This is a genomic window from Acidovorax bellezanensis (assembly GCF_025421555.1).
In the GTDB taxonomy this organism is placed as follows: Bacteria; Pseudomonadota; Gammaproteobacteria; order Burkholderiales; family Burkholderiaceae_C; genus Comamonas; species Comamonas bellezanensis.
This window is the reverse complement of record NZ_JAODYH010000003.1, coordinates 698,525-712,338: the sequence shown is the minus strand read 5'-3', so window position 1 is coordinate 712,338 and position 13,814 is coordinate 698,525. Positions and strand designations below refer to the sequence as shown.

General features: G+C 67.4%; 10 protein-coding genes. 7 read left to right on the top strand and 3 right to left on the bottom strand.

Going from position 1 to position 13,814, the window contains the following annotated elements; translation table 11 throughout:
• Positions 1-53 precede the first annotated feature (53 nt).
• From N0K08_RS06835 to htpX, 5 genes are all read left to right on the top strand, one after another.
• Positions 54-791 carry an amino acid ABC transporter ATP-binding protein gene (locus tag N0K08_RS06835; protein ID WP_261499668.1) on the top strand — a complete coding sequence of 246 codons (738 nt, stop codon included), beginning with the start codon at positions 54-56 and terminating at the stop codon, positions 789-791.
• Positions 792-990: 199 nt separating this feature from the next.
• Positions 991-2,037, top strand: coding sequence for a dihydroorotase (gene pyrC, locus N0K08_RS06830; RefSeq protein ID WP_261499344.1), 1,047 nt, complete (start codon positions 991-993; stop codon positions 2,035-2,037).
• 195 nt (positions 2,038-2,232) lie between these two features.
• Complete coding sequence (locus tag N0K08_RS06825) at positions 2,233-3,048, top strand: NYN domain-containing protein (RefSeq protein ID WP_261499343.1); 816 nt, start codon at positions 2,233-2,235, stop codon at positions 3,046-3,048.
• Between the two features lie 8 nt (positions 3,049-3,056).
• Positions 3,057-3,950 carry a DUF3025 domain-containing protein gene (locus N0K08_RS06820; protein ID WP_261499342.1) on the top strand — a complete coding sequence of 298 codons (894 nt, stop codon included), beginning with the start codon at positions 3,057-3,059 and terminating at the stop codon, positions 3,948-3,950.
• Positions 3,947-4,816, top strand: coding sequence for a protease HtpX (htpX, locus tag N0K08_RS06815; protein WP_261499341.1), 870 nt, complete (start codon positions 3,947-3,949; stop codon positions 4,814-4,816). Before N0K08_RS06820 ends, htpX begins: the two co-directional genes overlap by 4 nt.
• Positions 4,817-5,071: 255 nt before the next feature.
• On the opposite strand, the gene N0K08_RS06810 is transcribed toward htpX, so the two are convergent.
• Together N0K08_RS06810 and N0K08_RS06805 are read right to left on the bottom strand one after the other, a co-directional pair.
• Complete coding sequence (locus tag N0K08_RS06810) at positions 5,072-5,608, bottom strand: VUT family protein (protein WP_261499340.1); 537 nt, start codon at positions 5,606-5,608, stop codon at positions 5,072-5,074.
• Positions 5,609-5,743: 135 nt separating this feature from the next.
• Positions 5,744-7,513: an NAD(P)/FAD-dependent oxidoreductase gene (locus N0K08_RS06805; RefSeq protein ID WP_261499339.1), complete on the bottom strand. Its 1,770-nt coding sequence runs from the start codon at positions 7,511-7,513 to the stop codon at positions 5,744-5,746.
• Between the two features lie 157 nt (positions 7,514-7,670).
• On the opposite strand from N0K08_RS06805, the gene N0K08_RS06800 reads away from it, so the two are divergent.
• Positions 7,671-8,789, top strand: coding sequence for a metallophosphoesterase family protein (locus N0K08_RS06800; protein WP_261499338.1), 1,119 nt, complete (start codon positions 7,671-7,673; stop codon positions 8,787-8,789).
• Positions 8,786-11,461, top strand: a complete 2,676-nt coding sequence (locus N0K08_RS06795; RefSeq protein ID WP_261499337.1) for an AAA family ATPase — start codon at positions 8,786-8,788, stop codon at positions 11,459-11,461. Before N0K08_RS06800 ends, N0K08_RS06795 begins: the two co-directional genes overlap by 4 nt.
• A 451-nt stretch (positions 11,462-11,912) precedes the next feature.
• On the opposite strand, the gene N0K08_RS06790 is transcribed toward N0K08_RS06795, so the two are convergent.
• Entirely contained in the window at positions 11,913-13,754 is a 1,842-nt protein-coding gene (locus N0K08_RS06790; protein ID WP_261499336.1) for an ABC transporter ATP-binding protein, read from the bottom strand.
• Positions 13,755-13,814 lie beyond the last annotated feature (60 nt).

The following is a 13,814-nucleotide window of genomic DNA, read 5'->3' as shown; positions in this document are numbered from 1 at the left end:
GCCAGTGGCTGTACAGGGATGGATCACTGAATACGGATATGGAGAGCAAGCAAATGATTGAAATGAAGAACGTCTCCAAGTGGTACGGCAGCTTTCAGGTGCTGACCGACTGCTCGACCGAGATCAAAAAGGGCGAAGTGGTGGTGGTTTGCGGGCCTTCGGGCTCGGGCAAGTCCACGCTGATCAAGACCATCAACGCGCTCGAGCCTTTCCAGAAGGGCGAGATCTACGTGGATGGCACGGCCGTGCACGACCCCAAGACCAACCTGCCCAAGCTGCGCAGCCGGGTCGGCATGGTGTTCCAGCACTTCGAGCTGTTTCCGCACCTGTCGGTGACGGAAAACCTGACCATTGCCCAGATCAAGGTGCTGGGCCGCAGCCCCGACGAAGCCCGCAAGCGCGGCCTCAAGATGCTCGACCGCGTGGGCCTGACGGCGCACAAGGACAAGTTTCCGGGCCAGCTGTCGGGTGGCCAGCAGCAGCGCGTGGCCATCGCCCGCGCGCTGTCCATGGACCCCATCGTGATGCTGTTCGACGAACCGACTTCGGCGCTGGATCCGGAAATGGTCGGCGAAGTGCTGGACGTGATGGTGGGCCTGGCCCACGAAGGCATGACCATGATGTGCGTGACCCATGAAATGGGCTTTGCGCGCAAGGTGGCCAGCCGCGTGATCTTCATGGACGTGGGCGGCAAGATCCTCGAGGACTGCACGAGCGACGACTTCTTCAACCACCCCGAAGCCCGTCAGCCGCGCACCAAGGACTTTCTCAACAAGATCCTGCAGCATTGAGGCACCCCCTGAGCGGCTGACGCCGCTCCCCCCTCTCATCCTTCGGTGGAGGGGGGCGGCAGCCTCGCTGCGGGGCGGCCCTTGCTCGCTGCCCCTTGCTGGAGCACGCCAGTTTCAAGCGCTGCGAGCCGCGATGAATAACCCGGAGCCTAAGGTTAGATGTTGTGGATAGGGGGGTGGGCGTGGACAATAGCGGCCCATGACCGCCCCCATCGACACCCTCACCATCACCCGCCCCGACGACTGGCACCTGCATGTGCGCGACGGCGAAGCCCTTCGCACCGTGGTGCCGCACACCGCCGCCCAGTTCGCGCGTGCCATCATCATGCCCAACCTCAAGCCGCCGGTGACGACGGCCGAGCAGGCCATGGCCTACCGCGAGCGCATTCTCGCGGCCGTGCCGCCGGGTGTGGCCTTCGAGCCGCTGATGACGCTGTATCTCACGGACAACACCCCGGCCGACGAGATCGCGCGCGCCAAGGCCGCCGGTGTGGTGGCACTCAAGCTGTATCCGGCGGGCGCCACGACCAACAGCGATGCGGGTGTGAGCGACATGCGCAAGACCTACGCTACGCTCGAAGCCATGCAGCGCGAAGGCCTGCTGCTGCTGGTGCACGGTGAAGTCACGGGCAGCGATGTCGACCTGTTCGACCGCGAAGCGGCTTTCATCGACCAGCAGCTGATTCCGCTGCGCCGCGATTTCCCCGAGCTGAAGATCGTGTTCGAGCACATCACCACGCGTGAAGCCGCGCAATACGTGACCGAGTCTGATCGTTTCGTCGGCGCGACCATCACGCCCCAGCACCTGCTGTTCAACCGCAACGCCATCTTCACCGGCGGCATTCGCCCGCATTACTACTGCCTGCCCGTGCTCAAGCGCGAAACCCACCGCCTGGCCCTGGTGGAAGCCGCCACCAGCGGCAACGCCAAGTTCTTCCTGGGCACGGACAGCGCGCCACACGCTGCCCACCTCAAGGAGCACGCTTCGGGCTGCGCCGGCTGCTACAGCGCGCACGCGGCCATCGAGATGTACGCCGAAGCTTTCGACAACGCGGGTGCGCTCGACAAGCTCGAAGCCTTTGCCAGCTTCAACGGCCCGGACTTCTACCAGCTGCCGCGCAACACCGGCACCATCACGCTGCGCCGCGAGTCGTGGATGCCGCCCGAAAGCTTTGCGTTCGGCGAAGCCCAGCTCAAGCCCTTGCGCTCGGGCGATGCGCTGCCCTGGAGAATGGTCACCCCCTGAGCGGCTGACGCCGGATGGCCGGCCCCGGCTTCCCCCTCTCATCCTTCGGTGGAGGGGGGCGACACCATCGCTGCGGGGCGGCCCTTGCTCGGTATCCCCTTGCTGGGCCGCGCCAGTTGCATGGGCTGCCAACCCATTGCACCCCGAAGGCGATGGTGTACGCTGCACTCCTGTGTACCCCACCGAGGATTGCCCATGCTCGCTGAGTCCCCCCTGCGCATTGCATTGCTGATCGATGCGGACAACGCGCCCGCAGACAAGCTCGATGAAATCCTGACCGAGCTGTCGACGCTGGGCGTGATCAACATCCGCCGTGCCTACGGCAACTGGACCAAGGCCGGCTTGCAGGGCTGGCAGGCCCGGCTGCTGGAGTTCGCGCTGCGCCCCATGCAGCAGTTCGACTATTCCAAGCGCAAGAATGCGACCGACATGGCGATGACCGTGGACGCCATGGAGCTGCTCTACACCGAGCGGCCCGACGCTTTCGGCATTGTCTCGTCGGATGCGGATTTCACGCCCCTGGTCATGCACCTGCGGGCCAAGGGCGCGGCCGTCTATGGCTTTGGTGCCAAGCAGACGCCCATGCCCTTCGTCAACGCCTGCTCACGCTTTCTTTATCTCGAGGCCCTGGGCTCGGGCCATGCCGATGGCACGCTCGCCGCGGAAGAGGTCAGCGAAGTGGCGGCGCAGCCGTCCGCCGAGCGTGTGGAGGCGCCGCCGGTACCTGTCGTCCGAGCGGCCAGCCTGCGCGTGCCCACGCAGCAGTTGCGCCAGGACAGCCAACTGCTCAACCTGCTGCGTGACGCGGTCAATGCCACCCAGGACGAGGACGGCTGGGCGCGTGTCGGCGCCGTGGGCACGCAGATCGGCAACAAGGCCTCGTTCGATGCGCGCAACTACGGCTATGCCACGCTGACCAAGCTGCTGGCCGCGACCCAGGCTTTCGAGATGCGCGACGAAGGCACTTCGCGCGTGGCCGTGCGCGACAAACGGCAGGGCCGCGCGCCGTGAAGGAAGTGATGGCGGCCACGACCTGGCCCGCGCTCGACTGGTCGGCGCCCTGGTTTGCGAGCCTGCGTGCCGTCGCCCAGCCGCTATACGCGCGCATTGCCGCCGGAGAGACCGTCGCCGACGCCGTGAACGCCGGCCTGGCCGCGCTGCAGGCCCAAGGCCGGCTGGCGCTGCTCGCCGGCTGGCGTTTCGTGCCGCAGGCGCAGTTGCCGCCGGGCATGGCCTACGAAGCTTTCATTTACCGCCACCAGGCCGTTCCCACGCGCTGCAATCTGCACGATTTCTTCAATGCCATGGTGTGGCTGCATTACCCGCGGCTCAAGCGCCAGCTCAATGTGCTGCAGGCGCAGCAGATCGGCCAGGCCGGCGTCGGGGCCGTGCGCGGCGCGTTGCGCGATGCGGCCACGCTGCTCGACGAAAACGGCGCGCTGCTGCTGGCGCCGCCTGCGCTACAGCAGGCCTTGCGGTCGCGCGACTGGATGCAGCTGGGCGTGGGCCAGCGCAGCCTGTGGCAGCAGGCCCGGCTGCTGCCCATAGGCCATGCGCTGCTGGAAAAGCTGGTGCAGCCGCGCAAATCCATCTGCGCCCATGTGCTGTGCCTGGCCGGCGAGACGCCCGCGGCCGATGTCGACGACGCGCTGGCCTTGCAATGCAGCGCCGACTGGCTGGCGCAAAAGCCTTTCAGTCCCCTGCCGGTGCTGGGCGTGCCGGGCTGGTGGGCGGGCAATGAGGAGGTTTGCTTTTATGATGATCCTTTTGTGTTTCGCAGCGCCCGGCCTGATAAGCCAACACAACAGACAGAACGTACGCTGCGCAGCTTGAACTTTGCCCCCGCCGCCCCCAGATCTGGGCATACGGTGGGAGCCCACCTTTCCCCCTTTGTGGAGAACCATTCCCAATGAAACGAATTGCCCTTTTTCTGTTGACCAATATTGCCGTCGTGGCGGTGTTGGGCATCGTCGCCAGCCTGCTGGGCGTCAACCGCTTTCTCACGGCCAACGGCCTGAACCTCGGCGCTTTGCTGGGCTTTGCCTTCATCATGGGCTTTGGCGGCGCCATCATTTCGCTGCTGATCAGCAAGCCCATGGCCAAGTGGACCTCGGGCGTGCACGTGATCAACGAGCCGCGCAATGCCGATGAAGCCTGGATCGTCAACACCGTGCGCGGTTTTGCCGACAAGGCCGGTATCGGCATGCCCGAAGTCGGCATCTACGAAGGCGAACCCAATGCGTTCGCCACCGGCGCTTTCAAGAACTCGGCCCTGGTGGCGGTGTCCACGGGCCTGCTGTCGGGCATGACGCGCGAAGAAGTCGAAGCCGTGATCGGCCATGAAGTGGCCCACATCGCCAATGGCGACATGGTGACCATGACGCTGATCCAGGGCGTGATGAACACTTTCGTGGTCTTCCTGTCGCGCGTGATCGGCTATGCGGTCGACAGCTTTCTGCGCAAGAACGATTCCGAAAGCTCGGGCCCGGGCATTGGCTACTACGTGACCACCATCGTGCTTGACATCCTGCTGGGCTTTGTCGCGGCCATGATCGTCGCCTGGTTCAGCCGCCAGCGCGAATTCCGCGCCGACGCGGGTGCCGCTCAGCTGATGGGCCGCAAGCAGCCGATGATCAACGCCCTGGCGCGTCTGGGCGGCATGCATCCGGGCGAGCTGCCCAAGAGCGTGGCCGCGATGGGCATCACCGGCAATATCGGCAAGCTGTTCTCTACCCATCCTCCGATGGAAGAGCGCATCGCCGCTTTGCAAAAGGGCTAAAGCACCCCCTGAGCGGCTGACGCCGGATGGCCGGCCCCCGCTCCCCCCTCTCAACCTGCGGTGGAGGGGGCGCCCGGCCAGGGACGACACCATCGCTGCGGGGCGGCCCTTGCTCGGTGTCCCTGAGCTGGGACACGCCAGTTGCACAGGCAGTCGGCTTTGCGAGCCGCGCACTTCATTTTGCCGGTGCGTAGTCCCGCCAACGAAAATGCCCCCGTCCGAAAGGCGGGGGCATTTTCGTTGGCTGTCGCAGGGTTAGGCGTTGCGGCCAATCCAGAGCCGGAAAGGCAGCAGCAAGCCCACGCCCATGGCCAGCTTGACGCCCAGATCGCCAATGGCCCAGGTGACCCAGGGCAGGTCTTCACCCGCAAAACCTATGCTCCAGAACACGGCCGTGTCGAGCATGGCGGCCAGCAGCGTGGCGACCAGCGGCGCACGCCACCAGCGGCCGCTGCGCAGGCGGTCGAAGACATGGATGTCCAGCAGCTGCGAGCAGGCAAAGGCCAGGCCCGAGGCGAGCGCAATGCGCAGCGGCGCCAGCAGCAGCGAGGCCGCGACCGCCACCGCAAAGCCCACATAGGCGATGCGCCGCGCATGCGCAGGGCCGTGGGCGCGGTTGGCCAGCTCGCTGACCAGAAAGGCAAACGGATAGGTGATCGCGCCCCAGGTCAGCCAGTCGTTGATGGCGTACTGCACCAGGATGTTGGAGGCGAGCACCACGACCGCCATGGCCAGCGCGGCCAGCAGCAGCTCCCGCCGGGAGGGGGGCGTGAAAGTGTTTCTGTACGTCATTTCAGTTATCCATGGCCCATGCAACTGGCGCGGCCCAGCAAGGGGGCACCGAGCAAGCGCCGTCGTCCCCCTCCACCGAAGGTTGAGAGNNGGGGCCGGCCATCCGGCGTAGCCGCTCAGGGGGTGTATTCCATTTCAGCGGCGGCTGGGAGGAACTGGTAGACCCAGGATGTCACGCGCCAGGGCTTCGGCCACGCGGATGCCGTCGACGCCGGCCGACAGAATGCCGCCCGCATAGCTCGCGCCTTCGCCGGCCGGGTAGAGGCCGCGCGTGTTGAGGCTTTGGTAGCTGTCGTCACGGCCGATCTTGAGCGGCGACGACGTGCGCGTTTCCACGCCCGTGAGCAGCGCATCGGGCATGTCGTAGCCGCGGATCTTCTTGCCGAACGCCGGCAGGGCTTCGCGCATGGCTTCGATGGCATAGGCCGGCAGGGCCTGGTGCAGATCGCCCAGGCTCACGCCGGGCTTGTACGAAGGCTCGACTTCGCCCAGCGCCGTCGACGGCTGGCCGGCGAGAAAGTCGCCGACCAACTGGGCCGGGGCGTCGTAGTTGCTGCCGCCCAGCACATAGGCGCGGGATTCGAGCTCGCGCTGCAGGACGATGCCCGACAGCGGGTGGAATTCACCGTCCGCGAGGTTTTCGACGCCATGGGTCTGGCCGTCGAAGGCCGCGGCGAAAGCCTGGGCCGTGCGCGGGAAGTCGGGCGGATCGATGGCCACCACCATGCCGGCGTTGGCGTTGCGCTCGTTGCGCGAGTACTGGCTCATGCCATTGGTCACCACGCGGCCGGGCTCGCTGGTGGCGGCGACGACGGTGCCGCCGGGGCACATGCAGAAGCTGTAGACCGCACGGCCGTTGGCGGCGTGGTGGACCAGCTTGTAGTCGGCCGCGCCCAGCAGCGGGTGGCCGGCGTGGCGGCCCCAGCGTGCGCGGTCGATCACGCTTTGTGGGTGCTCGATGCGAAAGCCGATGGAAAACGGCTTGGCTTCCATGCTCACGCCGCGCTCATATAGCTTGGCGAAGGTGTCGCGCGCGCTGTGGCCCAGGGCGATGACCACCTGCGAGGCCGCGAGTTCCGACGTGACGCCCGTGGCCAGGTCTTCGACCACCAGGCCGCGCAGACGGCGCATGCCGTCGGCGTCGGCGGCGTCGACCAGCACGTCGTTCACGCGCTGGCTGAAACGCACTTCACCGCCCAGGGCCGTGATTTGCGCGCGGATGTTTTCCACCACCTTGACCAGCTTGAACGTGCCGATGTGGGGGTGGGCGGCGTAGAGGATTTCGGGCGGCGCCCCGGCGTCGACGAATTCCTGCATGACCTTGCGGCCCAGGTGGCGCGGGTCCTTGATCTGGCTGTAGAGCTTGCCGTCCGAGAAGGTGCCGGCGCCGCCTTCGCCGAACTGCACGTTCGACTCGGGCGTGAGCTCACGCTTGCGCCACAGGCCCCAGGTGTCCTGGGTGCGTTCGCGCACGTTCTTGCCGCGCTCGAGCACGATGGGCTTGAAGCCCATTTGCGCCAGGGCCAGGGCCGCGAAGATGCCGCAGGGGCCGAAGCCCACGACGACCGGGCGCTGGTCCAGGTCGGCCGGGGCCTGGCCCACGGGCTTCCAGGCCATGTCGGGCGTGGGATTCACATGGGGGTGGGTCTCGAAGTCTTCGAGCAGCGCCGCTTCCTGGCTGGGGTCGGCCAGCTCCAGGTCGACGATGTAGACCGCCTGCAGATCGGCCTTGCGCGCGTCGAAGCTGCGTTTGAAGACCTGCAGCCGGCCCAGATCGGCCGGCGCGAGCTCCAGCAACTGGGCGGCAAGCCTGCGCAGCTGGGCTTCGGGATGGAATTCGGTGTGGTTTTCGGGATCGAAAGTGATCGCCGACAGGGGGAGTTTGAGTTCAGTGATGCGGATCATGGGACGGCTCGTACTTATCAAGCAAGGCGGCGATGGTAAGGCAAATGCGGTTTTTTCTGCGCCTTGGCCTGAGGCAACCTTGATCGTCGATCAGATAAGGGCCAGTATGATTTCCCCAGCGCACCTGCGCGCGACACGAGAGAGTTCTAGACACCCCATGCCCCTGTTCCTGCATACGGCTGACTGGCAGATCGGCCGCCAGTTCAGCAGCTTCGACGCCGAAGCTGCCCCTCACCTGGCCGAAGCGCGTTTCGCGGTCGTGCAGCGGCTGGCCCGGATCGCTACCGAGCGCCAGGTCGACGCCGTGCTGGTCGCGGGTGACGTGCTGGACGCGCAAACCGTTTCCGACCGCACGATACGCCGGCTGTTCCATGCCATGGAAGGCTTTCGCGGCCCTTGGCTGCTGATTCCGGGCAACCACGATGCGGCGCTGGCCGAAAGCGTCTGGACCCAGGCGCAGCGCATGGGCGTGGTGCCGGCCAACGTGCACCTGCTGCTCAAGCCCGAAGTGACGCTGTTTGCCGCCCAGGGCTTTGCCGTGCTGCCCGCGCCGCTGACCCAGCGCCACAGCTACAGCGACCTGAGCGCCTGGATGGACGATGCACAGACGCCCGAAGGCCTGCTGCGCATAGGCCTGGCGCACGGCAGCGTGCAAGGCATCCTGCACGAAGGCATAGATTCCACCAACCCGATAGCGCCCACGCGCTGCGAGACGGCGCGGCTGGACTGGCTGGCGCTGGGTGACTGGCACGGCACCAAGTCCATCCATGAACGCATGGCCTACAGCGGCACGCCCGAGGCCGACCGCTTCCATAACAACGATGCGGGCAATGCCCTGCTGGTGGCGATTGACGCGCCCGGCGCCGTGCCGCGCGTGGAGAAGATCGCGACCGGGGCCTATGTCTGGAAAGAGCTGGTCCACAGCCTGCGCGTGGCCAGCGATGTAGACGCCGTGGAGCAGGCGCTGGATGCGCTGGGCGCGAGCGACGTGGTGCGCCTGCAACTGGCGGGCCAGGTGGATCTGGCCGGCCAGCAGCGCCTGGACGCTGCCGTGGCGCGTGCCGATGCCCGGGTGCGCAGCCTACAGTGCGAGCGCACGGCGCTGGCGCTGGTGCCCACGGATGAAGACCTGGCCCAGCTGCAGGCCGATGGCTATGTCGGTGAGCTGCTGGCCGAGCTGCGTGCCGAAAGCGCGGCCGGCGGTGCCGACAGCCCGGCGGCCGCGGCCCTGGCCCTGCTGGCCGCGGCCTTGATGCCCGTGGGAGAACGCGCATGAGCATGCATTTGACAGGGCTGCGCGTGGAGCAGCTGCGCAAGTTTTCCCTGCTGGAGCTGGCCGGCCTGACGCCCGGCCTGAACATCGTCGCCGGCCCCAATGAGGCCGGCAAAAGCACGCTGGTGCGCGCCATTCGCGCGGCTTTCCTGGAGCGCTACAGCTCCAGCGCGGCCGTGGAAGACCTGCGGCCCACGGGCCACAGCGCGGCTTCGCCGACGGTGGTGCTGGATTTTCAGCTCGACGGCGTGGCCCACCAATTGCGCAAAAGCTTTCTGAGCCGCGCGCGCTGCGATCTGCAAATGGGCACGCAGGCGCTGTCGGGCAAGGAGGCTGAAGACCATCTGGCCCAGCGCCTGGGCTTTGCCATGGCCAGTCGGGGTCAAGCCAAGGCCGAGCACTGGGGGATTCCAGGGCTGCTGTGGATAGAGCAGGGCACTGGCCAGGATCTGCCCGTGGAACATGCGCGCGACTACCTGCGCTCGGCCCTGGGTGCCCAGGCCGCCGATGCGCCGGATGTGGCGCCGCTGGCCGGCGGCCTCGCTGCGTCGGTGGGCGACAGCCTGTTGGCGCGCCTGCAGGATGAACGCGACTCCCTGTTGACCAAGGCCAGCAAGCCGCGCGGCGAATATGCCCAGGCCGTGGAGCAGGGCGAGGCCGGCGCGCTGGAACTGCAGGCGCTGGATGCACGCATTGCCGCCTACCGCAGCCAGGTCGACGAGTTGGGCCGGCTGCAGGCCGAGGCCGAAGCCGAACGCTTGCAGCCGCCCGAAACGGCCTTGCGCGCGGCCCTGGAGCAGGCGCGCGTGCAACTGGCGCAGCTGCAGCAGCAGGCGCAGCAAGCGCGTGCCGACGAGGAGCGGGCGCAGCAATTGCAGCGGACCCTGGATGTGCTGGGCCAGCAACTGCTGCACTTCCAGCAGCAGGCGCAGGCGCTGGCGCAACGCGCCCAGGCCCGGAACGAGGCCGAGCAGGCGCTGGCCGTGGCACAGCAGAAACAACAGGCGGCAGCGCAGCAGCTCGAAGCAGCCCGCGCACGCAACGACGCAGCCCGCGAGCACTGGGACAGGGCGCAGCAGGCCCAGGCCTGGCGCGAAGCGCACAGCCGCGGGCAGGAAGCGCTGGCGGCGCAGCAGCATTGGCAGGACGCCGCAGCCCAGGCCGAGCTGCTGCTGGCGCAAATGCAGCAGCTGCGGCAGCAACTCTCGGGCCTGGGCCTGGAGCAGGCCGATATCGAGGCCTTGCGCCGCAGCGAAAAGGAGTGGCAGAAAGCCGAGATGCGGCGCGATGCCGCGGCCACCCGTTTGGAGTTCGCGCTGGAGCCCGGTCAGACCCTGGCCTGGCGTGATGCGGCCGGCCGTGAAGGTCGCCTGGATGGCGGCGGCGCCCAGTGGCTGGACCAGGCCACGACGCTGGACTGGCCCGGCCTGGGCCGCTTGACCATCACGCCGGGCGGCGCGGGAGTGGCCGACGTGGCGCGGGCCTGCGCGCAGGCGCAGTCCGCCCTGGCCCAGGCCTTGGCGCGCCTGGGCGTGGCCGATCTGGCCGAAGCCGAAGCGCAATGGGCGCGCCGCAGCGCGCTGCAAGGCCAACTCGCCCCGCTGCAGAACGCGCTGACGGCGCTGGCGCCGCAGGGCGTCGAGGCCTTGCAGTCCCAGCGCGACCAGGCCCGTGCACGCGCTGCCCAGGCCCAGCAGGCCCTGGCCCAGCACCCGGAGCCGGCCGGCGAGGCCCCGGACTGGACAGGCGCCCAGGCCGCGGCCGAGACGGCGCAAAAGGATTTGTCGCGGGCGCAGCAGGCGCTGGTGCTGGCCGAGCAGGCCCAGGCCCTGGCCCAGAGCCACAGCGCCCAGGCGGCGCGCGAGCATGGCGCAGCCCAGGCGGCCAGCCAGGACCCGGCCCAACGCGTGCGCGAGAGTGAAGCCCAGGAGCAACTGGTCGGCTGTCGCGCCGAGCAGGCGGCGCTGGCCCAGCGCGTGCAGCGCAGCCGCGAGGCCTTGGCGCAGACGCCGCTGGCCTTTGTCGAGCAGGACATGCGCCGCTACGAAGACAGCCTGCGCCAGTTGGCGCAGCGCCAGCAGCTGCGCAGCAACCGGCTGCTGGTGCTGGGCACCGAGCTGCAGGCGGCCAGTGCCCAGGGGCTGGAAGAGCAGCGCGCGCAACTGGCGGGCGAGCAGGCGCGGCTGGCGCTGCGCCGCAGTGAATTCGAGCGCCGCGCCCAGGCGCTGGAGCTGCTGGTGACGCGGCTGGCAGCCAAGCGCCAGGCGGCCTTGCAGCGCTTGCAGGCACCGCTGCAGCAGCGCTTGCAGCATTACCTGGGGCTGCTGATGCCCGGCGCACGGCTGGAAGTGGGGGAGGACCTGGCCCCGGCCAGTCTCACGCGCACCAGCCTGGAGGCCGTGCCCCAGGTCGGAGCGATCACTACACTGAGTTTTGGCGCGCGTGAGCAACTGGGTGTAATCAGCCGCCTGGCCTATGCCGACCTGCTGCAGGCCGCGGGACAGCCTACGCTGCTGATGCTCGACGACACCCTTGTGCACAGCGACGCCTTGCGCCTGGCGCAGATGAAACGCGTGCTCTATGACGCGGCCCAGCGCCACCAGTTGCTGCTGTTCACCTGCCATCCCGAGGACTGGATGGACCTGGGCGTGGAGGTGCGCACCCTGCCCGGGTAAGACGGCGTTGAACTTACATTTGTTTCAAGAATAAAGTATTTCGTTCTTCAAACTTACGTCACTTACCAATGTGACCTTGTGCGCGCAGCCATGATCCGGCGCATGCTGAGTGGTTCCGGTGGCTTGCCGGAACTTTGAAAGGCATATATGAAGCGCAACATCTATGGCATGGCTGCGGTAGGCGCCATCGCCGTTTTCGTACTGACTGCCTGCATGGCGCCGCCAACCCAAGGGGGCGCACAGGGCAGCGCGGATATGGCCTCGCAGGCCCTGGGCCCGGGAGGGATACAGGGACACGCACCTTATGGGGCGGACCCGGAGTCGCACCACCATCGCCTGGCAGAGAACCGCTAGGACATAGCACCCCCACGCTCGCCCACTGCGTGTGGCTCGCTGCCCCCCAGAGGGGCTTCCACCGCCTTGGGGCGGTCTGTGGTGCAAGAGGGCCGTGTTACAGCGGCCCGTCGATAGGCTCGCCCAGGAAACCGCCGCTTTGGTGGGCCCACAGGCGCGCATAGACGCCGCCCAGCTGCAGCAACTGCTGGTGCGAGCCTTCTTCCACGATACGCCCCTGGTCCATGACGATCAGCCGGTCCATGGCCGCAATCGTCGACAGCCGGTGGGCGATGGCGATCACGGTCTTGCCTTCCATCACCTTGTAAAGGCTTTGCTGGATCGCGGCTTCGACTTCCGAGTCCAGGGCGCTGGTGGCTTCGTCGAGCAGCAAAATGGGCGCGTTCTTGAGCATCACGCGCGCAATCGCCACGCGCTGGCGCTGGCCGCCCGAGAGCTTGACGCCGCGCTCGCCGACCTGGGCGTCCAGACCCTGGTTGCCGTGGCGGTCGTTGAGGTGCTGGATGAAGTCGGCCGCTTCGGCGCGCTGGATCGCAGCCTGCAGTTCGGCTTCGCTGGCGTCGGGTCGGCCGTAGAGGATGTTGTCGCGCATGGAGCGGTGCAGCAGTGAAGTGTCCTGCGTGACCATGCCGATCGCCTGGCGCAGGCTGTCCTGCGTTACCTTGGCAATGTCCTGGCCGTCGATCAGGATGCGGCCGTGGTGCAGGTCGTGAAAGCGCAGCAGCAGGTTGACCAGCGTGGACTTGCCCGCACCCGAGCGGCCGATCAGGCCTATGCGCTCGCCGGGGCGAATGGTCAGGTTCAGATGCTCCATCACGGGCTTGCCGTCGCGGTAGCCGAAAGACACGTCGTCGAACACCACTTCGCCGCGCGTCACGCGCAGTGGCTGGGCGTCGGGCGCATCGCGCACCGTGGGCGGGTGGGTCAAGGTGTTGATGCCGTCCTGGATGGTGCCCACGCTTTCGAACAGGCTGGTCATTTCCCACATCACCCAGCGCGCATGGCCCGAAATGCGCAGCGCCATGGCCGTGACGGCCGCCACCGCGCCCGCGCCGACCTGGCCCTGGGTCCACAGCCACAGCGCCAGCCCGCTGCTGCCCAGAATCAGCAGCACGATCAGCACATGGTTGACGATTTCAAACTGGCTCACCAGCCGCATCTGGGCATTGCCGGTGGCGCGGAAAGCTTCCATCGCCGAGCGCGCGTAATCGGCTTCGCGGCGCGTGTGGGCGAACAGCTTGACGGTGGCGATGTTGGTATAGGCGTCGGTGATGCGTCCGGTCATCAGCGAGCGCGCGTCGGCCTGGGCCTTGCCCACGGCGCCGAGCCGGGGCACGAACCAGCAGCAGGCGGCGATATAGGCCGCGGTCCACAGCAGCAGCGGCAGCAGCAGCCAGGTGTCGAAGGACGCGGCCAGCACCATCATGGTGATCAGGTAGACCGTCATGCCGACCACGATGTCGGTGGTGGTGAAAATCATGTCTCGCACGGCGAGCGCGGTCTGCATGATCTTGGTGGTGATGCGGCCGGCGAATTCGTCGGCGTAGAAGGCCATGCTCTGGCCCAGCATCAGCCGGTGGAAGTTCCAGCGCAGGCGCAGCGGAAAGTTGATCGCCAGCACCTGGTGCTTGACCAGGGTCTGCAGCGCCACCAGGCCAATGCTCAGCAGCATGACGGCCACCAGCCCCCACAGCGCGCCACGGTGCTCGGTCAGCAACTGGGCCGGCTCGACGCGGGTCAACCAGTCCACCACCCGTCCCATGACCGCGAACAGCCAGGCCTCATAGGCCGCCGTGACGGCCGCCAGCAGCGCCATGGCCAGCACATGGCCGCGCAGACCCTGGGTGCAGGCCCAGACAAAAGCCACGAAGCCCCGGGGCAGGCCCGTGGGCTCGGCTGCCGGGTAGGGAGGGATGCGTTTTTCGAAATAGCCGTACAAGATCTATCCTTTGTGAACGGATAGATAGTAGAACCTTGGACCGATCTTGTGGCGCTGCCC

Excerpts from the sequence above, each read along its gene's own strand:
- N0K08_RS06800 (WP_261499338.1), top strand. The coding sequence starts at position 7,671 with ATGCCCCTGTTCCTGCATACGGCTGACTGGCAGATCGGCCGCCAGTTC.
- pyrC (WP_261499344.1), top strand. The coding sequence starts at position 991 with ATGACCGCCCCCATCGACACCCTCACCATCACCCGCCCCGACGACTGG.
- N0K08_RS06810 (WP_261499340.1), bottom strand. The coding sequence starts at position 5,608 with ATGACGTACAGAAACACTTTCACGCCCCCCTCCCGGCGGGAGCTGCTG.
- N0K08_RS06825 (WP_261499343.1), top strand. The coding sequence starts at position 2,233 with ATGCTCGCTGAGTCCCCCCTGCGCATTGCATTGCTGATCGATGCGGAC.
- N0K08_RS06835 (WP_261499668.1), top strand. The coding sequence starts at position 54 with ATGATTGAAATGAAGAACGTCTCCAAGTGGTACGGCAGCTTTCAGGTG.
- N0K08_RS06795 (WP_261499337.1), top strand. The coding sequence starts at position 8,786 with ATGAGCATGCATTTGACAGGGCTGCGCGTGGAGCAGCTGCGCAAGTTT.
- htpX (WP_261499341.1), top strand. The coding sequence starts at position 3,947 with ATGAAACGAATTGCCCTTTTTCTGTTGACCAATATTGCCGTCGTGGCG.
- N0K08_RS06820 (WP_261499342.1), top strand. The coding sequence starts at position 3,057 with ATGGCGGCCACGACCTGGCCCGCGCTCGACTGGTCGGCGCCCTGGTTT.
- N0K08_RS06805 (WP_261499339.1), bottom strand. The coding sequence starts at position 7,513 with ATGATCCGCATCACTGAACTCAAACTCCCCCTGTCGGCGATCACTTTC.